Origin of the sequence: Streptococcus sp. HMSC064H09, from assembly GCF_001812625.1 — a bacterium.
Classification (GTDB): Bacteria; Bacillota; Bacilli; order Lactobacillales; family Streptococcaceae; genus Streptococcus.
On sequence record NZ_KV809628.1, the window covers coordinates 13,440 to 40,271 of the forward strand.

The window sequence follows — 26,832 nt, forward strand, 5'->3', positions numbered from 1 at the left end:
ATATAAGATAGAAAGAGGTAAATTATGGTTAAAGAAACTTTCACTGATAAACTAATCAAACGTTTTTACGGTATTACTGGACCTTTAGATGAACAAAAGCGCCAACAGGTTGATCGAATGGGTAACATGGCTTTCGTTGTTCTCTTCTATATTTTAATTTTTGGTAATTGTATTGCCTTTCTTCTAAGCTCTAAGTATCCCGAACTTGTGGCTCGTATTTATCCTGTTCTACTTTTGATTATCATTCTGGTAGTTAGTAGCATCCTTACTTATAAGTTTAAGATGAGTGCTGTTAACGCTATTGACGAGGAAGAACTGACTGAGAAAGAGAAAAAACAACTTAAGCACGTGGGGCTTAAGTCAGGTTTATTCTTTGGCGTTTTTATGTTCTTAGGCATGCCCCTGATTCAATTACTAGTTAATCATAAAGACTATTTGACAGAATTATTCTCAGTCCGAAATATCCTGTCAGGCATTTTTGAGGCTATCCTTTTTGGGGCTATCATGCAACGCTTTGTAAATGCTCGTATCAAACAAGCCAAATCTCAAGCTGATAAAGATGACCAATAAACTCAAAAAGACAAAGAAAAAATCCAGGTTTCCCAGCCTGGATTTTTTGCTTGAAAGAAGACTTCTTAGACTTGTATACGCGAAGCCTAAATGTGTCCAGAAAATCGTATCTTAACACATACACTATAACTAACTTCAAAAAACACCATATCCCCATATGACATTTCCTTAAATATTGTAACATGTCAGTGCAAAATGACAAGTCACCCTCTCTCTCATAAACCCTAAAATCCTAATCATAGCCCTTGTTATGCCATTTTACGCAATCGATTGCGTAATTTTGAAAGCGCAAACTTAATTATTTTCTGAAAGTCCTTACAAATTTTTTGAGACTATGAAAAAAGATAGTGATAAAGCTATCAACTATCTTTCATGAAAATATAATCTATTTTTAGTCTAAATCAAGGTCTTTTAGTTTGACCGAAACGATTTTCGAGACACCTGATTCCTGCATAGTTACCCCATAAATAGAGTCTGCTGCAGACATCGTTCCCTTACGATGGGTAACTACAATAAATTGACTAGACTTGTCAAAACGATTAAGGTAGTCACCGAAGCGTTTAACATTGGCTTCATCCAAAGCCGCTTCTACTTCGTCAAGGATAACAAATGGAATGGTTTTAACACGAATGATGGCAAAGAGAAGGGCAAGAGCTGACAAGGCCTTCTCACCACCAGACATAAGGTTAAGTGATTGAATTTTCTTACCTGGTGGCTGCACAGAAATTTCTACCCCAGCCACTAGGAGATTGTCTGAGGTCAAAATCAAGTCTGCTGAACCTCCACCAAACATCTGCGTAAAGGTTTGTTTAAAGCTTTCTCGGATAGCCTCAAAGGTTGCTTTAAAGCGTGATTTCACTTCATCATCCATGTCATTAATGGTATTCAGAAGGAGACTCTTGGCTTCGAGCAAATCATCCTTTTGGCCGTTCAAGAAATCTAGACGTTGCTTAACCTCTTCAAATTGGGCAATAGCATCCACATTGACTGGACCCAAAGCTTTAATCGAACGCTCAAGACCTTGCAGATTCTGGCGGGTTTGTTCGACATTGTCAAGAGGGCTAGCCTGACCTTTGGCTGCTTCGAGTGTCATCTGATAATCTTCAGCCAAGTGAGTCGCAAACTTACGAAGTGATTGACTAATCTGACTTTCACGCTCTTCCAGGCGAGTCTGTTGACGAATCAAATCCTCGTTACGATTGCCAGCTTTTGCCAAACGCTCCTCCAAATCCTCCAACTGACCTTCGTAATCTTGCACCTGAATCTTGGCACGGACAAGAGCTTGTTCCAAATCGTCTTTACGTTGAACAGCCTCTTTATGCTGTGCTTGCAGATGGGGAAGGCGGTCAGTTTGGTCTTCATCAACCTGGTTGTTAAGGAGCGCCTTAAGACTATCCGATTCTTTCATTAACTCAGATAAGTCAGCTTGAAGACGATTGCTTTCTGTCTTCGCAAAACGCAATTCTGCCTGCAAGTCACGTTCCTTCAACTGAAGTTCAGATTGCTTGTCTAGGAGAACCTGTTTTTGTTGACCAAGAGTATCTTTGTCTTCCTTAATGGCCTCAATACGGTCGTTAATGGCCTCACGCTTGGATGCAATTTGAGCTAACTCTGCTTTAAGTTGTTCAGCCTTATCTTGAAGATTTGCCCCATCAGTTCCCTGAGAATCCTGTTTGAAACTATCCACTAGGGTTTGATTTTTCTCCACCTCTGACAAGGCTTGTTGGTGTTCTAGGTCTAGTTTTTGCTCTTGCAGACGAGCATTTTCACCATCTACCTTAAGGTCTTCTAGTTCTTTCTGTAAAGCCTTACGTTTGATCTTGAGGGCTTCAACTTTAGCTTCACTATCACTTAATTGAGCCTTAATCTGGTTAATTTCAGCAGTCAATGCATCCAGTTCAGGCTTGATGAAGAGATTATTATTTTGTTTGTTGGTACCACCAGCAAAGGCACCACCGGGACGAATCTCAGACCCGTCAAGAGTAACCATACGTACTTGGAAACGAACAGCTCGAGCTGCTTTATTAGCATTGTCAATGGTATCAAAGATTGCCGTTACCCCTAGGAGGTTTTGGAAAATATTAGATAAGCGGTCCTCATAGGTAACCAAATCGGAAGCCATACCAATAAAACCTGGTGCATTGGCAAGACTTTGAGCAAATTGTCCATTAAGTTGACGTGGTTTGATGGTTGTCAACGGCAAGAAAGTTGCACGCCCCTGACGATTGCGCTTCAAGTAGTCAATCGAACGCTTAGCAGCCGCTTCGTCCTCCACAATAATATTTTGCCCACTAGCCCCCATAGCGATTTCAAGAGCCGTCTGATAGCGCGTATCGAAGGTCAAGTGTTCACTGACAGCGCCAATAATTCCTTGAATAGATTGGGCGTTTTGAAGGACAGCCTTAACCCCTGCATAGAAATTACTATGATTTTTTTGAATAGATTCAAGACTTTGACGACGGGCATCTTTACTCTTAAAGTGATCCATGAGGTCAAACATCTGCTTTTGAGCCTCTTGATAGTCCTTATCAAGAGTCTGATAAGCCTGGGCCTTTTCTTTGTAGCTAGCTAAGAGGCTTTGAAGACTCTCTTTGGCTGCTTGATAAGCTTTTTGGGTTTCGCTGGCCACTTCCTGAGCGGAGAGCAAATCAGCTTGAGCTTGTTTATATTCTTCAGCTTGTGCCTCAAGCGCTTGTGTCTGACTGTCCATGTCGTGAGTGACCTGAGTCAAACTGTTGGAAACCTTAGCTTCCTCCTGCATCAGACCAACATAGTCTTCACGTAAACGTTCGATAAGCGTATCTGGATCATCAGAAAATTGCTCCAGTTCTTTTTGAATAGCAATCAGCTCTTGGGCAAGGCTATCCAACTCCGCATTCAATTCAACTTGGCTTTGATTAATCTTATCGAGTGCTGCCTGAGCTTCCGCTTTCAAATGCTCTAACTCACTGAGACGAGCTTCAGTTTCTTCTTTTTTCTCTGAACGTTGCTGACTCTCCATGGTATAAAGATCAATTTGACGCTCAAAGTCACTAATAAGACGTGTGACATCCACCAAGGTTTGTTGGTCAGAAGAAATTTGTTCTGAAATTTGATGGCGTTTTTGCTTGAGCTCCTGGTTCTCAGTCTCTAGACGATGGCGTTCCTCATAATAGCTAGTTAATTTTTCCTTGACCGCTGCCAAATCCTCTTGGGTCTGGCTCAAGTCAGACCTACCAACTTCAATATCGTGGACCAAAAGATTAAGCTGAGTCTGTCTACGCTCTTCATCTAATTCCAAGTAACGTTTAGCAGTCGCTGCTTGCTTTTCAAGCGGTTTAACCTGACCGTCCAGCTCGTAGATGATATCTTCCAAACGATCAAGATTATCTTGGGTTTGATTAAGCTTGCTTTCTGTTTCTTTCTTACGTGTCTTATATTTGAGAACCCCTGCGGCTTCTTCGAAAATAGCTCGGCGCTCTTCAGGTTTGGCATTAAAAATAGCCTCAACACGACCTTGGGAAATAATGGAAAAAGAATCACGCCCCAGACCGGTATCCATGAAGAGGTCATGAATATCACGCAGACGAACCTTGCGACCATCAATCAAGTAATCATTGTCACCGTTTCGATAAATGTGACGCTCCACACGAATGGTTTCACCAGCACCCGCGATAAAGCCATCACTGTTATCAAGAGTAACTGCCACTTCCGCATAGTTGAGAGCCTTACGAACCTCTGTTCCTGCAAAAATAACGTCAGGCATCTTGCCTCCACGCAAACTCTTGGCAGATGATTCACCCAGTGCCCAGCGTAGACTTTCTGTAATATTTGATTTTCCCGATCCATTTGGACCTACAACGGCTGTTACTCCCTTGTCAAAGACGACTTGCGTCTTGTCCGCAAAGGATTTAAAGCCCTGCATTTCAATTGATTTCAAATACATGCTTAATTTCCTAGTTGTTCAAGGGCAGCCTTAGCCGCTGCCTGTTCAGCTAATTTCTTAGATTTTCCAAGACCTGTGCTGAGCTCCTTACCATCAACAGCTACCTGCATAGTAAATTCTTTGGCATGAGCTGGTCCAGACTCGTCGATAACGGTATAAGTAATATCAACCGTACCATTGACCTGAAGACGCTCTTGCAAAGCTGTTTTATAGTCTGTTACGCGGTCAAAGTTCCCCTTTTCAACCTGAGGAATCATGACCTGATTCAAGAATTTCTCAACTGCAGGCAACCCTTGATCCAAATAAAGGGCACCGAGGAAGGCCTCCCAGAGGTCACCAAGGATAGTGGCACGTTCACGTCCACCAGATTTTTCTTCCCCTTTACCAAGACGGATATACTGCTCGAAACCGCAAGCCTTTGTAAAACCTGCCAAACTCTCTTCACGAACGATAGTACTACGCATCTTAGACATTTCTCCCTCTGGCTTGTTAGGGTAGCGTTTGTAAAGATAAACAGAAATGACTAATTGCAGAGCCGCGTCTCCTAAAAATTCCAAACGTTCATTATGTGAAATGTTTAGGAGGCGGTGCTCATTGGCATATGAGGTATGGGTAAATGCTGTTTCTAAGAGGTCTTTTTGGCTAAAAACAATACCAAAATCCTGCTCAAGTTTTTGTTCAAGTTGATTCATGAAACTTCCTTTCTTTTTAAGCACACTAACTATAATTATATCAAAAAAAGCCAATTTTCATGATAGAAAACTGCTTTTAGAACCTATATCCGCTGAATTTGTGAGATTTAACCTATTCAACTAAAAAAGCTGAGCAAGCTGCTCAACTTCATTTTCTTAATAATCTGGACGAACGACACCTGTAACTGTCTCACGTGTTGCTTCGACATCTTCTTCAAGGACAACCTTAATGATACGTTTGGCTTCTTCTGAAGTACATGCAACCAATGGCAAACGAAGTGGTCCAACTTCGAAACCAAGATGGTTAAGAACAGCCTTGACAGGCGCAGGACTTGGTACTGAGAAGAGAGCGTTAACTTTAGGAATGAATTTACGTTGGATAGCTGCTGCTGTCTTAAGGTCACTATTTTCAATAGCTTCAAGCATGGCATGCATCTCATCTCCATTTGTATGAGAGGCTACTGAGATGACACCGTTAGCCCCAAGGTTCATAGCGTGGAAGGCATCCCCATCTTCACCGGTATAAACCAAGAAATCTTCAGGTTTATGTTCGATAAGGTAGGCCATATTTGCAAGGCTAGTACATTCTTTAACACCAATGATATTTGGATGTTCCGCCAAACGAAGCATGGTATCAGGAGCCATTTCAACAACCACACGACCAGGGATGTTGTAGATGATAATTGGCAAATCAGAAGCATCCGCAATGGCTTTGAAGTGTTGGTACATACCTTCTTGTGATGGCTTGTTGTAGTAAGGCACGATAGCAAGACCAGCTGCGAAACCACCAAATCTGGCAACTTCTTTAGCAAACTCGATAGAGTCGCGTGTATCGTTGGTACCGACACCAGCAATCAATGGCACACGTCCATTAACAATTTTCTGAACAGCCGCAAAGAGTTCCAACTCCTCATCGTGAGTAAGTGTTGGACTTTCAGCCGTTGTTCCCGCCAAAAGAAGAGCTTCTGTATGGTGAGCCAAAAGATGCTCAATCAATTCTGGAAGGGCATCATAATTGATAGAGCCATCTTCGTGGAAAGGTGTAATAAGGGCTGTGATCAGTTTGACATCTCTTAATTGATCAATTGACATAAAATTCTCCTTCAACCGTTTTCTAATCCTTTCCATTTTACCATAATTTTGACAAGACAGACAGATAAGTTGACAATTTTCTGAAAACGTGAGGACTGACTATTTCCATTTGATAGCTAATAAACAAAAAAACAGAGAGAAGTCTCTCTGCTTTATAGGATTCAGCTTGACTTTAGTATTTAAATACAACACTAAATCCTTACTGATTCCTGAATCATAACGCAGTGATTGATTGGAACTACTCATGTCTACAACATTCGTACTTCCTAATCAACTGTGCGGGGGTGGTATAAAAGTCCTGTGGACTTTTATAGCCTAAGCCTTAAATTATAAAAGCGAAGGAGAAATCAAACTCTTCGAGTTACTGATTTCTGTTTTGCTCCCTATTTCAATTCAAATTTCAATTCTGAAGTTGGGCGAACCAAACCACGTTCGTGGAGTGTTTCTGCGATTTGGACTGAGTTCCAAGCGGCACCTTTAAGGAGGTTATCTGAAACAACCCACATGTGGATACCTTTTTCAGCATCCAAGTCTTTACGGATACGTCCGACAAATGTATCACGTGAACCTACAGCATTAACGGCTTGTGGGTAGACTTGGTTAGCAACGTCGTCTTCAAGGACTGCACCTGGGAATTCTGCAATAGCAGCTTTCACTTCGTCAATTGGTGCCACTTCTTTTGTTTCAATGTAGACTGACTCTGAGTGAGCTGACAAGACTGGAATACGCACACATGTTGCTGATACAGCAATGCTATCGTCTTCCATGATTTTCTTAGTTTCGTTTGTCATCTTCATTTCTTCGTAAGTGTAGTCATTTTCAGTGAAGACGTCAATTTGAGCCAAGGCGTTGAAGGCGATTGGGAAGTGTTTCTTATCGCCACCACATGGCAAGATTTCAGCTTTAACATCACGTGGGTTAACACCGTCATTCAAAACTTCTTTCAACTCACGTTGTGTTTCAAGGATTGCTCCCATACCAGCACCTGATACGGCTTGGTAAGTTGACACGATGATACGGTCCAAGCCCCATTTTTGACGAACTGGCTCAAGAGCAACCATCATTTGAATCGTTGAACAGTTAGGGCAAGCGATAATACCGTTGTGAGCATCAAGCGCATGTGCATTGACCTCAGGTACAACCAATGGTACATCTGGGTTTTGACGGAAGTATGATGTATTATCAACGACTACTGCACCTGCTTTAACGGCGTATGGTGCATATTTAGCAGAGGTAGATCCACCAGCTGAGAAAAGTGCAATATCTACACCTTCAAATGCGTCTTCAGTCGTTTCTTCGATGGTCACATCTTGTCCTTTAAATTGCAAAACTTTCCCTGCAGAACGTGCAGACGCAAGGTAGCGAATTTTATCGATTGGAAGTGTTGATTCTTCCAACATTTTGATCATTTGAGCACCAACGGCACCTGTAGCACCGACAACAGCAACTGTGTATCCCATAGTAAAACCTCTTTCGGAATTTTCTATCAATTTAGTTTAGTGAATCTATTATACTACGTTTAAGCCCAGTTGAAAAGGGTTAAAACGCCAAGAATAAAGAAAATCCCCTACCAAATGGTAAGGGATAAGAGGCATCTTTCGATGAGAGTAGCAGGTTCACACAACTACTCAAGGTCCGCTCCTGCGTTACAATTTAATGTAGACCTCCTCAGCGCAAAAGGCTCTAAAGAGCCAATCGACTCATCGCATGTTTCTATTCTAGCATAATGAACGCAAGAGTCAAGCTCTTGATTTCTATAAATACTTACTTCCCTCACGAATGCTAAGAGATGCCATTTGACTAGCATGTTGATCAATAAAAGCTCGAACCCAATCAGGATTTACCTTTGAGTAATTTCGCAAACTCCAACCGATAGCCTTGTTAATGAAAAGCTCAGTCTGTCCAAAGTTGTTACAGATAACCTCAGCTAAGAGGTTTGTATCAGTCAATTCTTTACGCATAAGCTGGTGGTCGATGGCAATACGTCTCAACCAAAAATCCTCATCCAGACTCCATTGACGCATGATATTCTTGGTTTCTGGGTAGTGAAAAGTAATCTCCCCGATGATACGGTCCAACTGATCTATACTGTCCCACCATGATTTGGTTTGAGCCAATTCCTTTAGCTTTGAAAAATCTTCAGGTCTAAGCTCCTTCTTCTTTTTATCCAGATAATCCATAGCAATATATTGAAACTCACGGTAAGGTTGCTGCCAACACTCTTCCACAAAAGTCCAATCAATTGGATTTTTTATGAAAGGCTTAAAAAACTCTCTTTCAATCTTTTTGAGAATTGGTTTTTGAACGCCAAGAAAGCTGAATTTATTTTTCATATAAGCTTCCATTGCTGGGACTTTCGTTGAATCAGCTTGGTCTTCTAACAATTTCAAAAGAATGTTTGTATCCATATGATTTCTTCTTTTTTACATCAATGGTCCAATCAGAGAAAAGAGATAGCCACCTAGACGATGTGCTATAGGCATTTTTGACAAACTTTCCAGAGTGACTTCCTCTGAGAGCGCCTGGGTTTTCTCAAAATCTTGTTCTATGTTAAGCACTTCCAGATTTTTATAGAGATAGACCCCATCTTCAAAATTTTGATAGAGACTCCGGTAATCAGTGTTAATGGTACCTACCACAGCTTGTTTGGCGTCAGAAACATAAACTTTAGCATGGACAAAGCCTGGGGTATAACGGAAAATACGGACGCCAGCATCCAAGAGGACTTTAAAATAGGTCGTCGCAATATCAAAGGCATACTGTTTATCTGGAATCCCTGGCATAATGATACGAACATCTACACCTCGTCTGGCCGCAAAGGTCATGGCTCTGACCAATTCATCATCCAAAATCAGATAAGGCGTCATGATATAGACATAATTAGTTGATGTATTCAGAAGATGTAAATAAACATTTTCGGCAACCTTGTGGTAGGTCAGCGGTGAATTGCCATAAGGGAGTACAAAGCCCTGACTCTTTCTTTGTTGAGGTTTTTCTTGTAGATAGTGCTCCATATCCGTTTTATCTTCTATTCCAGTCACTGTCCACATGGTCAAAAAGAGAGCTTTTAGCGTTTGAACTGCTGAACCATCTAAGCGAAGGGCCGTGTCCTTCCAATGGCCAAAGCGTTCTCGTTTATTAACATACTCGTCAGCGATATTAACGCCACCAGTATAAGCAACTTGACCATCAATCACTGTTATTTTTCGGTGGTCTCGATAGTTGTAATAGGTCGATAAAACTGGCTTAATTGGCGAGAAGGTCTGAGCTTTAATACCAACCTTGTGTAACCTCTCGATATAATCGTAGGATAAGGTGGTCATCTCATTCATCCCATCAAACATAACACGAACGTCCAGTCCTGCCTTAGCCTTCTCCTCCAAGATGGCTAATATCTCTCCCCACATGATGCCTTCATCAATGATGAAATACTCCATAAAGATATAACGCTCTGCCTTTTTCAGATCCTCCAACAAGGCCGGAAGCATATCATCTCCAAGTTGGAAATAAGTCACTTTAGTATCTCTATAAATTGGAAAATGAGCAGGACTATGCTCCAGAAAATAAGCCAGTCTTTGCAGTTGCCTATCGCTATGAGGCAGATAGTCCTCAACCTCTGGCTCGGTAGCCAAATAGTCGGAAGTTTGCTGAGTAGCTTCCACAAGACGCTTTTTCAAACGTCTGACACCAAAATCAGCTAGCGAAAAATAGAGCAAGGCGGTCCCAAAAATGGGAAAGAGGGCAATGATGATCAACCAAGAAAGTTTGGAACGGGAGTCCATGGAACGATTGAGCAAATATAAAAAGGTAAAAACACTCAATAAGTGTTCCCATAAGATAATGGATGGGAAATGCTCTTGTAGGCTAATATATGAAAAGACAAGAAAGGCCAATTCTAGTAAGAAAAACAGGAAAATAGGTACCTTACGATTAAGTAGAATTTTAGCCCATTTAGACGGCTTCTGAGGCAATAGCCGGGCACTTATTTCTTGGGACATATAGGCTCCTTTAGTACAAAGAAATTAGCTCACAGTTCAGAGCTTTTTCTACGATTTTTCAATTATTAGTATCATTCTGGCGTGGGCAAATGACACAATCAATTTGTCGACTTTGACTAGACATTTCTAGCCTCCTACCGTATTTTCCTGACAGGACCATCTAAGGTCTTTTGCATCCAGACAATATCATGCCATTGCTCAAACTTGTAGCCCACTTTTGGAAAATGAGCAACTTGGACATAACCACGTTTTTCATGCATAGCAATGCTAGCCTCGTTCGGAACAGCAATACAGGCTAAGAATCGCAAAAAGCCCCGTTGTTCAAGTTCCTCTTCAAGAGCATCATAGAGCTGACTTCCCAGACCTCGACCACGGGCATCTTCATGCAAATAGATGGACAATTCAGTTGTCCAATTATAAGCTGTCCGGGCATAGTAGGTTGAAGCATAGGCATATCCGAGAACTTGTCCATCCTCTTCAGCGACCAGATAAGGGTAAGTTTCAAGGGTTTTATTGATACGATTCTCAAATTCTTGAACACTGGGAACTTCATATTCAAAGGTAATGGCCGTCTTCTCAACATAGGGTGCATAGATGACCTGAATAGCTTGTGCATCAGCCAAGTTGGCTGGACGAATGGTTAACATCATTTTCTCCTTCGACTTCATTATCTTTATTTTATACTATAAAAAAAGAGGGCTCAACCCTCTTCTTACAAAAATTGACATTACATCAATGGCGCCACTAGTTTGGTCAATAAGCCTAAGGCCTTTTGATGGAATGGAAGTTTTTCAACGTCAGTCGTGCTGACTCGGTGACACTGGTCTTTTGTCGCTTGGAAATCTTCCTCAATAGCAAGAACCGAAGAAGTCCTATAGAGATAGGTCGCACACTCAAAATGATGATATAGACTTCGGTAATCTAAATTAATCGTTCCTACAACAGCCCGACTATTATCACTTACAAAGATCTTGGCATGAATAAATCCAGGTGTGTACTCATAGATTTTAACGCCAGAGGCTAGCAGTGTTGGGTAGTAGGTCTTAGCTAGGTAGTAAGCTGATTTTTTATCAGGAATACCAGGCATGATGATACTAACGTCTACCCCACGCTCAGCCGCAAACTTGAGAGCATGGAGTAGTTCACCATCCAAAATAAGATAAGGTGTCATGATATGAACAAAATCACGCGCATGGTTAAGGATGTCAATATAGACATTCTCACCAACTTTATCCTTGTCCAATGGAATATCCCCATAAGGAACAACAAAGCCAGGGGTATCAAACGCCTTATGTTCAACCATATACGGCGTAACATCTAAAGTTTCGTTAGAATAGGTCCACATCTGAAGAAAGAGAACTAAAAAAGTATCAACCGCTGGGCCCTCCAGCATCAAGGCAGTATCTTTCCAATGACCGAAACGCTCAATCTTGTTGATATACTCGTCAGCTATATTAACCCCACCTGTGAAAGCAACCTTACCATCAATCAGCAAGATTTTCCTATGGTCACGGTAATTGTAATAGGTTGACAGGAAAGGGGTTACCGATGCAAAAACTCGAGATTGAATGCCAATTTTTTCCAATCGTTTCTTATAGTCAAAACTCAAAGTTGAAAATTCATTCATACCGTCATACAGGACTCGAACTTCCACCCCTTCTTGAACCTTTTGTTTCAAGATTGCTAGGATTTCACCCCACATTTCACCTTCACCAATGATGAAATATTCCAAGAAAATGTACTTCTCTGCTTTAAGGAGCTGTTTCTTCATTTCCTCAAACTTGGCTTCACCACTTGGGAAATAGGTCGTCTTCGTGTGACGATAAACTGGAAAGGAACCGTTCACATTTTCAAGATATTGGACCAAGTTATAGTTGCTGGTGTGACGCTGTTTAAGCTCTTCGAGGGCCTGATTATCTTGTTTCAGAATACCAGAACTGCGGTCAATATTGCTCTGAATAGCACGCTTCATCCCTGTGTAACCTATATCAAGTTTCGTATAAGCCAAGAGCAAGGTTCCGATAATAGGGAAAGGCAAGACTATCAGGAGCCATGTATTTACAGCCGTCGACTCCATATCACTTTGAAAGAGATAAATAATGGCCAGAATACGAAGGACTACTTCTGTAACTTGCAGGTGTATCCTATATTGATGCAACCAGAGGTAAGACATGGCCACAACAACAAGCTGCAGTAAGATGATTAAGAAGATAATCGTAGCACGACTAAAGATTCCACGAAGAAAGCCACGACGACTCTTATCATAAAGACGTTCAATTTTAGCTTCGTTTTTGATAGCATGACTCCTTTCCCTTTTTAATTAATCTTATTATAACCAAATTTGTAAAATTAAGCAAGACAGAAAAAGCCATCTATGTTAGGCTCAGATAAACACCACATTTATCTGAAAGAAACTAACATAAATGACCTATGCTCATCTTACCACAAACGATCTTGTAATGATAGAGGCTTATTATCAAGAAAACATAAAAGTTTTAGATATTGTGACTTCACTTGGCAGATCAAAACAGACAATCTACAATGTCATCAACTATCTGAAAGAGGGGCACTCTGCTTATGATTACTATAACCGATATAAAATCAATAAGAAACGCTGTGGCAGGAATAAAACCAGTCTTACGCAAACAGAAAAAGATTTTATCCAAACTCATTTAGTACAAAATTGGAGCCTTGATGTCATTAAAGGAACTTATCCAGATAGAGTTTCTTGTTCTATGAGAACTCTCTATCGACTAGCAGACCGTGGTATTCTAAAGAAAGAGGATCTCCCTTGGAAAGGCAAAAGAAAACCAAATGGTCATAGCGAAAAACGAGGAAAACAAGTGTTGCTCAGAGATTTACGTGAGAGAGCAGACAGTTATCCTAATTTTAAGACGGAATTCGGTCATCTAGAAGGGGATACAATTGTGGGAGAAAAACACAAAAGTGCAGTCATTACCTTAGTAGAACGCTGCTCAAAAGCCATCATCACACTGAAAACCAATGGACGGAAAGCAAGTGATATTGAGGCCTCCATCAATCAATGGTTGTCTCAAGTTTCCAGTCATCTCTTTAAGTCGATAACTTTTGATTGTGGGAAAGAATTTTCTAATTGGAAATCTATTTCGAATGCACATGACATTGATATTTTCTTTGCGGATCCAGGATGTCCTGAGCAACGAGGTCTCAATGAACATTCTAATGGCTTATTAAGACGAAATGGATTACCGAAACAAATGGATTTTACTAATATTTCTCAAAATTATTTATCAGCTATAGCTGATAAAAGAAATAGAATTCCTAGGAAATCATTGAATTATCAATCACCCTACCAAGTTTTTCTGAGTTACTTGAAAAGTCTAACTTACATTTGACAATTTAGGTTCTTAAACGTCTCTCGTTAATCAACTAAAAATTATAACTAGCTGGGTGTTATCCAATCTCCCCTCACTATTAAGTTTTTATCATTTTTGATATAATGGTAGAGAATGAAAGGAGACTTTATGTCAACTAAAAATTTATCCCCGGTCTTAAAAACATCTTTTGTGCTACTGGCTATCCTGGTCCTTCTTGGTATTGTTATGCCTGACGGCTACCAAGTTTGGTCAGAACAACTGAGGGAAGTTATTTCAGATAAATTTAGCTGGTTTTACTTATTACTGGTCACGTCAATCGTTCTACTTTGTGGCTTTTTCCTGGTTAGTCCCGTTGGGCAAATCAAACTTGGGGAACCCAATTCGGTGCCTGAACACTCTACCATCTCTTGGATTGCCATGATATTTTCTGCTGGAATGGGAATCGGCCTTGTCTTCTACGGTGCCGCAGAGCCCTTATCCCATTATGCCATTTCAACGGTACGAGCTACCCCAGGGTCGCAAGAAGCCTTAGCCGATGCTTTCCGTTACACTTTCTTTCACTGGGGCATCCATGCCTGGGCAGTATATGCTTTAATCGCCCTGGCCCTCGCCTACTTTGGTTTCCGAAAAAAAGAGAAATATCTTTTATCGGTTACCTTAAAGCCCTTGTTTGGTAAAAAAACAAACGGTATCCTTGGTAAGATCGTAGATACGATTACAGTGGTCGCTACTGTTATCGGGGTGGCAACCACTCTTGGTTTTGGGGCAGCCCAAATCAATGGGGGACTCAACTACCTCTTTGGTATTCCAAACAATGCCCTTGTGCAAGTTATTATCATAATTATCACAACCATCCTCTTTACCATTTCAGCCCTTTCTGGTCTTGGAAAAGGGGTAAAAATCTTATCAAACACCAATCTTATTTTAGCGGTTGGACTACTCGCCATCACCATAATCATCGGTCCCACAGTCCAGATTTTTAATACCTTGACCGATAGTATCGGACTGTATATTTCCAATTTCTTCCGTATGAGTTTCAGTGCTGGTTCCTTTGGTCAATACAATCGTGACTGGATCAATACTTGGACGATTTTCTATTGGGCTTGGTGGATTTCTTGGTCACCATTCGTGGGAGTTTTTATTGCCAGAATTTCTAAAGGACGTAGTATCAGACAATTTCTATCCATCGTCTTATTAGCACCGACTGTATTAAGCTTTTTATGGTTTTCTACCTTTGGAACACTTTCAACGCATGTTCAATCACTTGGAAATGTAGATTTAACACAGTTTCCAAGTGAGCAGACCTTGTTTGCAACCTTCAGTCAACTGCCATTTGGTTTTATTGCCTCCGTTGTTGCTATCATCCTGATCGTTACCTTCTTTATCACGTCAGCAGACTCTGCGACCTATGTGCTAGCTATGCTCTCTGATGATGGGAATCTCAAACCAAAGAATAACCTTAAAATCTTCTGGGGCGTGCTCCTTGCGACTATTGCCATCGTCTTACTTCTTTCAGGGGGCTTAGTAGCCTTGCAAAATACGCTGATTATCGTAGCCTTTCCATTTTCACTCATCATGGTACTGATCATGGTTTCCCTAGTCATTGAATTGCTACATGAAAAAGACAAGATGGGACTGTCAATCACACCGACACGATACCCTAAAAAAGATCAACCCTTCAAATCTTATGAAGAATAAATAACCCAATTTGTAAAATTAAGCTAGACAGAAAAAGCCATCTATGTTAGGCTCAGATAAACACCACATTTGTCTGAAAGGAACTAAGATAAATGACCTATACTCATCTTACCACAAACGAGCTTGTAACGATAGAGGCTTACTATCAAGAAAACATAATAAAAATTAATATAAAAAGTGTCTAAAATACATATTTATACACTTTTTGTATGCTATAATTTTCATTAACACTATAACAAAGGAGAACCAAATGAAACGTTTAAATACTCTATTTCATATTATAAAAGTTACAGGTTTTAATCAATTTTTGATAAGTTTTGTAAGTTTTATTTTTATTTCAGGAGGAATACTTTTATTAGTTGAACCTCAAATAAGTAATTACTGGGATGGACTATGGTATGCTTTTGTCACATCAACAACAGTAGGTTACGGAGATATACTAGCTACTACTCTAATCGGACGTATTACTAGCGTCTTTTTAACTGTATATGGACTTATTTTTTTTGGATGCTTATCAGCCGTAATTGTCAATTACTACAGCAAATTAAATACATCTAATAATAAAACTGACTAACATATTTCTTAGTAACTGTAAAAAATAATTCTTTCTCTGCCAATTCCAAACGGCTACAATTTCCTGACCTCGCGATACTTCTTGACTATCCTCTCCAGTCTGAACAAGATTACCATCTTCGACATCATCTAAGTCTAATTCTTTCTTGATAGTCTTGAAGAGTTTTCCAAATCCAATCTGTCGTTTCCGATAAAGTCCCTCAAACAAATCACCCGTTATCCGTTCCTTCGTCTCTTCAGGCAAGACAATCACTTGTTTGTCATTCTCTTTCTCGACATCAAATGGATTTTACTAATATTTCTCAAAATTATGAGGCTGGGACAAAAGTCCTAGCCTCTTTATTGTTTTTGGATTGTCGAGCAAGACGCAGTGGTTGAGTGGGCTCTACTACGCTGATTTCATCAGCTTTTACTGCCCTACTCAACTGTGCGGAGGTGGGACGACGAAATCGAATTCTAACGAATTACCGATTTCTGTCCCACTCTCAAGAAATAGAATTCCTAGGAAATCATTGAATTATCAATCACCCTACCAAGTTTTTCTGAGTTACTTGAAAAGTCTAACTTAATTTGACAAATTAGGTAACAAAAAAATGAACTTAATTCATTACGTTTCTTTAATTGTTATCATTTAATTTATCTAACAGAGCCTCTGCTACTTTTTCTGGAATGCCAAGGGCATGGATATCCTCAACAGTAGCTTTTTGGACAGCTGTCATAGACTTGAAGTGTTTGAGGAGTTTTTGTTTGCGCTTAGGTCCAAGACCGTCAACCCCATCAAGTTTGGAGCTGAAACTATTTTTACTACGAACTTGACGGTGGAAGGTGATAGCAAAACGGTGAACTTCATCTTGGATACGGTGAAGGAGGAAAAATTCCTCGGATTGACGTGGCAAATCAATGACTTGCAAAGGGTCCCCAAAGAGCAATTCGTTGGTTTGGTGCTTGTCATTTTTCTGAAGCCCCGCAACTGGGATAGAGAGATTCAATTCATTACGCAGGACATCCTTGGCCACATTAACCTGCCCTTGACCACCATCCATGATAATAAGGTCTGGTAGCGTTAGCCCATCGCGTTTGACACGACTATAACGACGACGAATGACCTCACGCATGCTGGCATAATCGTCAGGCCCTTCAACCGTCTTAATCTTGTATTTGCGGTACTCTTTTTTATTGGGTTTCCCATTCTCAAAGACGACCATGGCAGAGACAGGACTCGTTCCCATGATGTTAGAGTTATCGAAGGACTCGATGCGAACCGGTGTCGGAATTCCCATGAGTTTGCCTAGATTTTCAATGGCTCCTTGTGTCTTGGCTAGATCTTTTTCAAGGAGGTCAAATTTTTGGGTCAGACTGACGCGGGCATTTTTCGTCGCCAGATTAACCAACTGCTTCTTCTCGCCACGTTGAGGTTTAAAGACCTTGACCTCATCTCCAACTAGAGCTTCGACAGACTCTTGATCAATGTCTCCTGGAATGAAAATCTCCCTAGGCTTGAGATGACGACTATCCAGATAAAACTGACCCATATAGGTTAGAAAATCTTCCTCAGCATCATTATAATAAGGGAACATATTGACATCACGCTGAATGAGTTTCCCTTGGCGAACAAAGAAAACCTGAACACACATCCAACCCTTGTCCACGTAGTAACCGAAGATATCACGGTCCTGCATGTCCTGACGGATAACCCTTTGCTTGGTCCTAAGCGTCGATACTGCCTCAATCAAATCACGATACTCCGCAGCTCGCTCAAATTCCATCTGGTCAGACATATCCTTCATCTTGGCCTTAAGCTGATTAACGATTTTATCATCATGACCGTTTAGGAAATTCTTGACATCCTCAACCAAACCTTGCCAATAATCCTCAGTGGTGTGACAGATGGTGTGGGCATTACATTGTCCGATATGGTAATAGAAACAGACCTTGTTGGCGGGATTTTTACATTTCTTAAAGGGGAAAATACGGTCCAAAAGCTTCTTAATTTCATTAGCTGCACCAGAGTCTGGGTAAGGACCAAAATAGAGACCTCCATCCTTCTTAACCTGGCGGGTAATCAAGAGCCTTGGATAGAGTTCTTTAGTAATCTTGATAAATGGGTAAGACTTGTCATCCTTGAGGCGGATGTTAAATTTGGGCATATTCTCTTGGATAAGATTAATTTCCAAAAGCAAGGCCTCAATATTGGACTCGGTTACGATAAATTCAAAATCTGCAATCTCAGATACCAAAAGCTCTGTCTTGGTATCATGGCTTCCACGAAAATAGCTACGCACACGATTTTTTAGATTTTTAGCCTTACCGACATAAATAATATTGCCGAATTTGTCCTTGTGGAGATAGCACCCCGGGTTGCTTGGGAGCAGTTCCAACTTATGTTTAATCAGATCATTCATGTTTTCATTGTAGCAAAAAAAGAGCTAAAAAGCTCTTAATAGTCATAGGTAAATACAATTTGAAAAGAGGTCTATTTGCTCAAAATCGTCAAAATTTCTTGGTAGTTTTTGACTTGATAGGTTGGAACAGCTGGAGTCTCATTAACCAAACCTTTTGGATTAAACCAAATGCTGTCAATTCCTGCATTATTACCACCTTGGATATCAGCTGTTAGACTATCACCAATCATGAGGGCCGAATCGGAGTGAAAGTCATTTAACTGATCCGCAATTTTTTCAAAAAAGTCTGTAGACGGTTTGTGGGCACCCACTTCATCTGAGATGAAAATATCGTCGAAGAATGGCAAGATGCTTGAGGCTTGCAGACGACCACGTTGGATGTAGCTAACACCGTTAGTCGCTGCATAAATCTTGTGACCGCGGTCTTTAACGTTCGATAAGAAGGCATGGGCCTGAGGCAACTCCTGCCCCTGTTGGCTCAAGAAATGCTGGTAACGGCCAGCTAAGTGACTGCCATCAACCTCCTGTCCAAAATGCTCAAAAAGACGTGAAAAGCGCGTGCGAAGCAACTCAGGCTTAGTGATTAAACCATGATTAAGATCCTCCCACATGGAACGGTTCATGGGGATATAGTGATCCTTGTAAACTTTAAGATCTCGTGAAGCCACCCCAGCCTCTTCAAGAAGGTAGGTCAAAGCCAAATCTTCAGCACGGTCAAAATCTAGGAGGGTGTGGTCAAGGTCGAAAAGCAAATGCGTGTAGGTCATGGTATATCCTTTCTAACTGGAAAATCTTTAGGCTCTATTTTACCACAATCCAGCTACATATAAAGAAAGAAACACAAAAGGGCGACCCGCAGGCCGCCCTCTCAGATTTATGAAAAATAAGTATTGCTTACTTAATAGACTGCTGTTATATCCATTGAACCTTAAAGAAAACTTAAAGTCGGTTGTTTTTTTACTATTCCTATAGATTTTTACTTAAACAGCGAATCTCTCTAATTCGTGGTATACTGAAAATACAAGATTAATCAAACGAGGCGTGTTATGAAAAATTTAAAATTTCAATCCGTTTTTGACATCATTGGACCTGTCATGGTCGGGCCTTCCTCTAGTCATACTGCAGGAGCTGTTCGTATTGGAAAGATTGTTTCTGCCATCTTTGGTGAAACACCGACTGAGGTAGAATTTCAACTTTTTAATTCCTTTGCCAAAACCTATCGAGGTCATGGGACTGATGTGGCTCTAGTGGCTGGTATTTTAGGTATGGAAACGGACGACCCTGACATTCCACGCGCTCTGGATATCGCATACGAAAAAGGCATTAAGGTCTACTGGAAAATCAACAAGGATAGTAATGCGCCACATCCCAATACGACTCGTATTACCTTAAAAAATGATAAAAAAAACATTTCTGCCACAGGTGTTTCTATCGGTGGAGGGAATATCCAAGTAACTGAACTCAATGGTTTTGCGGTCAATCTCAAGATGAATACACCAACTCTCATCATTGTCCACCAAGACGTTCCAGGAATGATTGCCCTTGTCACAGATATTTTGTCGCGATATGGCATCAATATCGCCCAAATGACTGTTACTCGGGAAAACGCCGGTGAAAAGGCCATTATGATTATCGAAATTGACTCGCACCAGTGTGATGAGGCCGTCACTGAAATCGCTAGAATTCCTCATCTACATAATGTCAACTTTTTCAGCTAAGAGGGGGATTGCATGTTTTACACTATTGAAGAATTAGTTCAACAAGCTGACCGAGATTACCAAGGTAATATCGCCAAACTCATGATTGCTACAGAGACAGAGCTAACTGGACGGGAACGTCCTGAAATCCTAGCTCTGATGGCTCGAAATCTTGAAGTGATGAAGGAGTCTGTTCAGGCTGGTTTGTCTCCTGAGAAATCACCAACTGGCTTAACCGGGGGAGACGCTGCCAAACTGGATGCCTATATCAAAAATGGAAAGACCTTGGCTGATTCTGCCGTCTTAGGTGCTGCTAGAAATGCCATGGCAGTCAATGAATCTAACGCCAAGATGGGCTTGGTTTGTGCCACACCAACTGCTGGATCAGCTGGTTGTCTACCTGCTGTTCTTACAACTGCTATCGAAAAACTGGGCTTAACCGAATCACAACAATTGGATTTTCTCTTTACTGCTGGTGCATTTGGCTTAGTCATCGCAAATAATGCCTCGATATCTGGTGCCGAGGGAGGCTGCCAAGCTGAAGTCGGTTCCGCCTCTGCTATGGCTGCTGCCGCTATTACAATGGCTGCTGGTGGAACACCTTTCCAAGCCAGCCAGGCCATCTGCTTTGTGCTTAAGAATATGTTGGGACTCATTTGCGACCCTGTAGCCGGATTGGTTGAGGTCCCATGTGTCAAACGTAATGCTATGGGGGCAAGCTTTGCCCTAGTAGCTGCTGACATGGCCTTGGCAGGCATCACATCAGCCATTCCAGTCGACCAGGTCGTTGATGCTATGTATCAGGTTGGTTCAGCTATGCCAACTGCCTTCCGTGAAACTGCTGAAGGTGGCTTAGCAGCAACTCCGAAAGGAAAAGCACTCGCAAAAGAAATTTTTGGATAATTTTTAGTAGAAACAAAAAAACTTAGAAGCACTCATACTTCTAAGTTTTTTTCTTCTTACATAGCCTTTTCAACGTTTTGATTTTAGCTGAATAGCCATTTTGTCAAAAAGTGCCATGTTTCTTTGGCAATACTTGCAAGGAAGGTTGATAGACTAAATTTGTTAAATGTTTTTAGGAGATTGTCAACTATTGGAGCAATAGTCTTAGGTGTTTCCACCGGAGTCTTACTTTCTTCTTCCTTACCAGTATTATCCTGAGATGGATTTGGTACTGTACTTGTATTGTCATGGCTATTATTTTGTCCAGTTGGTTCAGGCTCTGGAGCAACCTCAGGTTGATGCTCAGGTTCATCTGGTTTATTTTCCGGACTTGGTTCTGGACTAGGTTGTGGTTGAGGATCAGGTTTGATTGGCTTGTCAGTGGTGTCACTGCTTGTGTTTGTCATTTTTTCAGTAACGAAGAAGTTTTTGAATTCAACGGCTCCATCCCAAAGACCGACACCTACATGGGCTTGATTGAAGTAATTATCCACGTCATCAAATTGATGATGGAGCACTTCCTTACCATCGACATAGACTGTCATGGTGTCCTTGCCCTTTTCAACCTTGACGTGGTGGTACTGACCATCATTGATTGCTTTATCCAGATGAGCTTCAGCGATGGTTTCACCACCAAAACGGAAGAGACGTACAGTGTCGTTATCAGCAAATTGGACAGAGTAGGCACGGCCTGGTTCTTCACGTTCTGCAGCTACAAAGAGGTTGACCAATCCATGTTGGTATTTGACATCGATATCATAGTCAAATTGTGTGAAGCCATTACTTTCATAGGCCATGAAGAAGTCATTGGCACTGACATTGCTATCGTAAAGGGTATCGTCATCAATATACCAATTACCAGTGACAGCTTTCAAGCCTTTAAGGTTAGTCGCAAAATTGTTAAGCGTGATGGCAATATTAAAGGTCTTGGTCAGTGAAGGATTTTCAACTGAGGTTGCTGTGACAGTGAGATGACCTTTATGAAGAGCTTTGAGAGAAAGTTTATTGTCATGTTCAGTATATGACACCAAACTTGGATCACTTACTGTCCATGTCACATCTTGCTCTTCAGAAGCCGGTGCGAGATAAACCTGCAAGTCCTTACTTTGACCAACTTCAAGAGCCAAATGACCTGCAACTGTGGTGTTCATGGCAACAGCCTTAGTGACTTCCTTCTTGTCAGTCCAAGTACTCTTAATTGGGTAGATAGCAATGTTTGCTTTGGCTGGACCACCTTCAACCAAGACACTTGCTCCAACGGCTCTTGGGCTTGGGAAAATCTGATTAGCACCAGCTACTGTATTACCCTTAGCAAAGACTTCCACACTCGCACGGTCCACATAAAGATGCAAATCAATAGAACCATCTTCATTGCGAGTCACTTGTTGACTATTAACCTTAGTAAAGGCATCTGAAAGGATAGTACCAGATTGGCTACGGTCAATAGACAAAGTTTCCTTAGTTAAATCGTAAATGACCTTAGTAGCTTGACCATCACCGACGCGTAGATTAAAGCCAACTGCTGTCGTATCCTTGCCTGGTACAAAGTGAGAAACCACTTCATAAGTGTCACCTTTAAAATCTTTAAGCAGTTCATTGTCAGAAGCTACTGTGACATTTTCAAAATACTGAGCGTCGTCTGTATCACGAAGGCTTTCGTAGGCCTTAACAGGAGTTTGGGTTAAGAGGTAACGGTCGCCTGATTTAACCAAACCAAGGTCAAGATTAAGGTTAAAGGTACCATTAAATTTTTGACCTACAGTATCTGCAACCAGATTGCAATAATCTTCCCAAGTGTTCATCCAGTTGATTTCAGTCAATTGTGGGATGTTTGGATGGTCAGCTGTTCCAAAATCATGAACATAATAAGTCATGGCAGCATAGGAATCCTTACCAAAATTCATGATTTCGTCATGATCTTGGTAAACATCATCAGCTACAAAGGCCCACTTGCCATCCACTTGTTTAAAATCACCAACCTTGTAAGAACGACCGCCACGTGAGAGAACCCACTTGAGTGCGCCATCATTGGCTACAATCGGATAGAGGTCAGGACATTCCGTATGCAAATCCTTATAGGTTGTTTCCACTTGCCAGTTCTTCAAGTCTTGTGATGAATAAATGCGGAGTGGACCACCTGCAAGGACCATAAACCATTGGTTATCCCAGCGGAAAACCTTAGGGTCACGGAAATCTTGGTTTTGAAGAGGATCCTGAGACCAGTCGGCAACTACCTTGTCATATTTTTGCCAGGTTCTACCCTCGTCCTCACTATAGGCGATTTCGATCCGTTGACCATTACCATTTGAAGTGATAACAGCTACCAGACCGCCTTCCGAAGATTTGAAGAGGCCTGAGCTATTGGTACTATCAACCACGACAGAGCCTGAGAACATGTGACCTGTTGCATCTGGATAGAAGGCTATCGGCTCCTCATCCCAATGAAGCAAGTCTCGGCTAGTAGCATGGGCCCAGTGCATTGGACCCCATTTGGTATCATCGTAAAATTGATAGAAGAGATGATAACGTCCCTTGTAGAAGACCAAGCCATTAGGGTCATTAGCCCAGCCATCTTTAACAGAATAATGATACTGATCACGATAAAGTTCGTTGTAATAGACATCATCACTCTGTCTTCGGTGGATATTGACACGGTAGGTCAAGGTCACAGGACGGCCAAGCGAATCGGTCACACTACTTTCAATGGTAAAGTAATTGGCACCGACAGCCACTGGCAATTGAGAAATATCTGTGTAGACATTTCCTTTAGCATCTTCTACCCTGATGACAGCATTTGGATTATGCTTAGTGATGTCAAAGCCTACTGTCTCAGCATTGTGTCCCACATATTGAATATGAAGTGGTTCTTCGGAGAAGAATTGGGCTTGTTTTTCAACGGAACCTGTCTTTGAAGTCACTACGAGATTGTCAATCAAAGGAAGACTGGCATCATCGAGATTGACATAGCGGGTGTTTTTGAAAATGACATTGGCATTCCAATTAAGAAGACCAAAGTAGCCCTCTGGAAGGACTTGAGGTTGACCCTTGTCACTTTTTTGAAGAACAGAGTCGCCTGTACTTGCGACAAGCACATCATTGACATAGTAAGATAGCCACTGATTAGCCGCAACAACTCTGAGATTATATGTTTCATCGGCAGTTGGTATTACATCTTTTTCGTCTACAAGTTGAATATCATGATTATTGACCCAACGCCAAAACTTAACCTTATGGTTACCAGAGTCCACATTGACCCCGTACATATTTTTGTCACTGCTATCATTGTTACCACGGAAAATGAGGGCAGCTGCACCACCAGCTTCCTTGAAGGTCACATCCGTAGAATAAACAAAATTTTTACCCTCAGATTGGGAATAAAGGAAAGAGTCTCCCTTGTCTTTGGCTTCTGAATGAATGCCATCAGCCTGCATTTCCCAGTGACCATTTTGATCTGCGGTCATCCCTTCTAGATTGGTAACCGCTTCATTATTAGGCAAATCCGTTTTTTCCGCTGTCACATGAACAGGACTGGTGCTATTCGTTACAACTGGAGATTGTTCTTGATTGGTCTGATTCAAATCGGCTTCTTGCGTTTGGTTAGTCACTTTCTCAGCCTCGCTAGCCTGTGTTTGTACTTCTTTTGACTGGTCAGGGCTAGGCTGAGTGGGATTCTCTTGAGCTGTTTGAGCAGATTCGGAAACAAGAGACGGGCTCGGCTCTACCACTTGGGGGACTTCCTTGGTCGTGCTAGGAGCAAGCTCCGCTTGAGGGGCAACTTGATGGTCAGTTTGAGCTACCACTTCTTGAGGTGTTGGGCTCACAGTTGCCTGTTCCACTTGGTCCGCATAGACAGGACCAGCCAGGGCCAAACCTGCAAAGCTTACCAAGGCACAGCCGTAGACCCAAGTCTTCCCACTTTTACGCATAAACCAATTTTTACAAACAGTATCATTCATGATTCTTCTCCTTCTTTAGAGTAACATTAAATGTTATCTCAGTTTTCATGAAAATTCAAAGTCAATACATTCGCCTTTATTAATAAGCCTGTCAAAGTTTCCGGAAATATCTCTAGGATTTACATTAAAACGGTAAACGCTTACTTTTAATATCATTATAGCACTATCGTCTGAAAATGTGGCATTTTTCTATAATATTTTTAATAGAAATAAAAAACTTCCGAATTTGCCATTCGAAAGTCTCATACTTATGCTTAATCTGAGCCTGTTAGCAGGCTATTTCCAATAATACCAATAGTTACAATAGCAATCCCAAAGAATCCCAAAAGGCTAGGTAGACTATCTCCGAGGAAGAGGCAACCACCCAAGAGGGTAAAGAGAACTTCACCAGCCTGAGTAGCCTCAACTACTGCCAGTTGCTTATGGTTATGCTTAACTAGATTAGTTGCCTCGAAGAAAAGCAAGGTTGCGACAACCCCAGAAAAGACAGCTACAATTAAAGACTGTAAAATCTGTCCACCTGATGGAAGCCCAGCATCTGCTACAGCAAAAACTGACAAGAGCAACCAAAAAGGCGTACTCATCAAGGTCATCCCAAACACGCGCTGCGTCGTTGAAAGCTGATCCTGCTTACAGTGGACCATCATCTTACGATTGCCCAAAGGATAGGCAAAAGCGGCCAGTAAAATCAAAAGACTAGCACGGACCACACCGCTACCAAGACCACTACCAAAGTAAGGAATCTGGATGAGAATAATCCCTAAAAGGATAACCAATGTCATAAGCAGTTGCTTACCAGGTACCCTCTGCCCAAATAGAGGCGTCAAGAGCAGACCAGCTAGAATGGTAATCTGCCAAGTAGCCGCCACAAACCAAGACTCGCCATAAATGGACGCTAGAGACAGCGGTCCATAAAAAAGACCAAAACCCACCGTACTCCAGACCAACCAGGTCAAGGGTTCTTTCTTAATGGCAGACAGAACACCTGCCAGCTCACCCTTACGCCAGGCCAAAACAGCCAGCATAGGCAAACTAAACAAGTAACGTAGACTAGCACTCCACACCCAGGACCCACCCGAAAGATTCATACTACGGTTGAAAATAAAAGTAAAAGCAAAAAAGAGAGCACCCAGAATACCATACCAAAGCGCCCTCGCAAATTGAGATTGTTTCATAATTGTAAACTCCTGTAATCATTCTATTGTACAGTATTTAGAGCAATAAAAAAAGGAGGTCATCATAATGACTTCCTTTAATCGTATACAGTTTTCCTTAAGAATCAAGTAAGCAACCTGTATCTTAGTCACCTCTTAGCTGTACTTGTGTACGGGCTAGTAGGTCTCCTAGATGCCTCTTATCTTTCCTATATATCGTCATTGCCAGTAGCAAAACTGCAAGTAGAGTCGCCGAAATAGAGAGGATAATGGACAATACATCAAAATCACTATATAAGCCATGAATCGTGCCCATATGACCGAGTTGCCAAGGTAAAAATTTGATGACATTTCTAGTCAAGCTAGCCTGCACTGTTTTTTTCTGGTAGACCAGTTCAAGTCCAGCTTTTACCTTCCCAAAACTGCCATCATGTTTATAATCCAATAATGTGAAAAGGAGCGTGATTGGCAAAACAGAGGTGAAAAATACAAGCCACTGCGACTGAATTTCTGTAAACTCTGGGACACCATTAAAAAAGATGATGTAAATAAGCATCGAACTTAAAAACAGAAGAACTAAATAAGCTAGAATGAAAAGATAATCAAAGATAAATTCAATCATTCTTTTTTTAAACGGAATAGGGTTTATTGCTATAATTTTTATCATCGTCTCCCCCTTTCTCATCTCCTATTATAACATTTTTAATATTCTAAATAATATTTGAGAAGAATATCCGCTGGCTAGCGCCCTCGCAAATTGAGATTGTTTCATAATTG

The 26,832-nt window shown here is 41.3% G+C and carries 20 protein-coding genes; 6 read left to right on the forward strand and 14 right to left on the reverse strand.

What is annotated here, in order from left to right; genetic code table 11:
- The first annotated feature begins 24 nt into the window (after window positions 1-24).
- Window positions 25-570: a DUF3278 domain-containing protein gene (locus HMPREF2867_RS10180; protein ID WP_038676212.1), complete on the forward strand. Its 546-nt coding sequence runs from the start codon at window positions 25-27 to the stop codon at window positions 568-570.
- 391 nt (window positions 571-961) lie between these two features.
- Here HMPREF2867_RS10180 and smc read toward each other — a convergent pair whose 3' ends face one another.
- From smc to cls (HMPREF2867_RS10220), 8 genes are all read right to left on the reverse strand, one after another.
- Window positions 962-4,495, reverse strand: a complete 3,534-nt coding sequence (smc, locus tag HMPREF2867_RS10185) for a chromosome segregation protein SMC (RefSeq protein ID WP_070577322.1) — start codon at window positions 4,493-4,495, stop codon at window positions 962-964.
- A 2-nt stretch (window positions 4,496-4,497) separates the two neighbouring features.
- Window positions 4,498-5,187 carry a ribonuclease III gene (rnc, locus tag HMPREF2867_RS10190; protein WP_002885331.1) on the reverse strand — a complete coding sequence of 230 codons (690 nt, stop codon included), beginning with the start codon at window positions 5,185-5,187 and terminating at the stop codon, window positions 4,498-4,500.
- A 156-nt stretch (window positions 5,188-5,343) separates the two neighbouring features.
- Window positions 5,344-6,279: a 4-hydroxy-tetrahydrodipicolinate synthase gene (gene dapA / locus HMPREF2867_RS10195; RefSeq protein ID WP_070577323.1), complete on the reverse strand. Its 936-nt coding sequence runs from the start codon at window positions 6,277-6,279 to the stop codon at window positions 5,344-5,346.
- Between the two features lie 383 nt (window positions 6,280-6,662).
- Window positions 6,663-7,739 carry an aspartate-semialdehyde dehydrogenase gene (locus HMPREF2867_RS10200; protein WP_003096845.1) on the reverse strand — a complete coding sequence of 359 codons (1,077 nt, stop codon included), beginning with the start codon at window positions 7,737-7,739 and terminating at the stop codon, window positions 6,663-6,665.
- A gap of 294 nt (window positions 7,740-8,033) precedes the next feature.
- A complete protein-coding gene (locus tag HMPREF2867_RS10205; RefSeq protein ID WP_045768601.1) occupies window positions 8,034-8,687 on the reverse strand; it encodes a DNA alkylation repair protein in 654 nt (217 codons plus the stop codon).
- Between the two features lie 15 nt (window positions 8,688-8,702).
- Window positions 8,703-10,277, reverse strand: a complete 1,575-nt coding sequence (cls, locus tag HMPREF2867_RS10210; protein WP_045768600.1) for a cardiolipin synthase — start codon at window positions 10,275-10,277, stop codon at window positions 8,703-8,705.
- 134 nt (window positions 10,278-10,411) lie between these two features.
- Window positions 10,412-10,924: a GNAT family N-acetyltransferase gene (locus tag HMPREF2867_RS10215; RefSeq protein WP_037611427.1), complete on the reverse strand. Its 513-nt coding sequence runs from the start codon at window positions 10,922-10,924 to the stop codon at window positions 10,412-10,414.
- An 80-nt stretch (window positions 10,925-11,004) separates the two neighbouring features.
- Entirely contained in the window at window positions 11,005-12,555 is a 1,551-nt protein-coding gene (gene cls / locus HMPREF2867_RS10220) for a cardiolipin synthase (protein WP_176744116.1), read from the reverse strand.
- A gap of 145 nt (window positions 12,556-12,700) precedes the next feature.
- Here cls (HMPREF2867_RS10220) and HMPREF2867_RS10225 point away from each other — a divergent pair, with 145 nt between their 5' ends.
- From HMPREF2867_RS10225 to HMPREF2867_RS10235, 3 genes are all read left to right on the forward strand, one after another.
- Window positions 12,701-13,651 (forward strand): IS30 family transposase, encoded by a 951-nt coding sequence (locus HMPREF2867_RS10225; RefSeq protein WP_070577325.1) that lies wholly within the window; start codon window positions 12,701-12,703, stop codon window positions 13,649-13,651.
- A gap of 129 nt (window positions 13,652-13,780) precedes the next feature.
- On the forward strand, window positions 13,781-15,331 hold the full coding sequence (locus HMPREF2867_RS10230; protein WP_070577326.1) for a BCCT family transporter: 1,551 nt from the start codon (window positions 13,781-13,783) through the stop codon (window positions 15,329-15,331).
- Between the two features lie 250 nt (window positions 15,332-15,581).
- Complete coding sequence (locus tag HMPREF2867_RS10235; RefSeq protein WP_003096828.1) at window positions 15,582-15,905, forward strand: potassium channel family protein; 324 nt, start codon at window positions 15,582-15,584, stop codon at window positions 15,903-15,905.
- On the opposite strand, the gene HMPREF2867_RS10240 is transcribed toward HMPREF2867_RS10235, so the two are convergent.
- The 3 genes from HMPREF2867_RS10240 to HMPREF2867_RS10250 form a co-directional block, all read right to left on the reverse strand.
- Window positions 15,876-16,157 (reverse strand): protein rep, encoded by a 282-nt coding sequence (locus HMPREF2867_RS10240; RefSeq protein ID WP_002891204.1) that lies wholly within the window; start codon window positions 16,155-16,157, stop codon window positions 15,876-15,878. The two genes, HMPREF2867_RS10235 and HMPREF2867_RS10240, sit on opposite strands and share 30 nt — an antisense overlap.
- A 364-nt stretch (window positions 16,158-16,521) precedes the next feature.
- Window positions 16,522-18,306, reverse strand: a complete 1,785-nt coding sequence (uvrC, locus tag HMPREF2867_RS10245) for an excinuclease ABC subunit UvrC (RefSeq protein ID WP_070577327.1) — start codon at window positions 18,304-18,306, stop codon at window positions 16,522-16,524.
- A 71-nt stretch (window positions 18,307-18,377) separates the two neighbouring features.
- The gene (locus tag HMPREF2867_RS10250; RefSeq protein ID WP_070577328.1) at window positions 18,378-19,073 is read right to left on the reverse strand and encodes a YjjG family noncanonical pyrimidine nucleotidase; all 696 of its coding nucleotides are present in this window, start codon (window positions 19,071-19,073) and stop codon (window positions 18,378-18,380) included.
- Between the two features lie 279 nt (window positions 19,074-19,352).
- Here HMPREF2867_RS10250 and sdaAB point away from each other — a divergent pair, with 279 nt between their 5' ends.
- Window positions 19,353-20,024, forward strand: coding sequence for an L-serine ammonia-lyase, iron-sulfur-dependent subunit beta (gene sdaAB / locus HMPREF2867_RS10255; protein ID WP_070577329.1), 672 nt, complete (start codon window positions 19,353-19,355; stop codon window positions 20,022-20,024).
- A gap of 12 nt (window positions 20,025-20,036) precedes the next feature.
- Window positions 20,037-20,906: an L-serine ammonia-lyase, iron-sulfur-dependent, subunit alpha gene (sdaAA, locus tag HMPREF2867_RS10260; RefSeq protein WP_021147208.1), complete on the forward strand. Its 870-nt coding sequence runs from the start codon at window positions 20,037-20,039 to the stop codon at window positions 20,904-20,906.
- Window positions 20,907-20,989: 83 nt separating this feature from the next.
- Here the strand turns inward: sdaAA and HMPREF2867_RS10265 are convergent, their stop codons facing one another.
- The 3 genes from HMPREF2867_RS10265 to HMPREF2867_RS10275 form a co-directional block, all read right to left on the reverse strand.
- Window positions 20,990-24,904 (reverse strand): GH32 C-terminal domain-containing protein, encoded by a 3,915-nt coding sequence (locus tag HMPREF2867_RS10265; RefSeq protein ID WP_256263100.1) that lies wholly within the window; start codon window positions 24,902-24,904, stop codon window positions 20,990-20,992.
- Window positions 24,905-25,155: 251 nt separating this feature from the next.
- Window positions 25,156-26,076: a DMT family transporter gene (locus HMPREF2867_RS10270; RefSeq protein WP_037600690.1), complete on the reverse strand. Its 921-nt coding sequence runs from the start codon at window positions 26,074-26,076 to the stop codon at window positions 25,156-25,158.
- A gap of 124 nt (window positions 26,077-26,200) precedes the next feature.
- The gene (locus HMPREF2867_RS10275) at window positions 26,201-26,722 is read right to left on the reverse strand and encodes an RDD family protein (protein ID WP_256263099.1); all 522 of its coding nucleotides are present in this window, start codon (window positions 26,720-26,722) and stop codon (window positions 26,201-26,203) included.
- Between the last annotated feature and the right edge of the window lie 110 nt (window positions 26,723-26,832).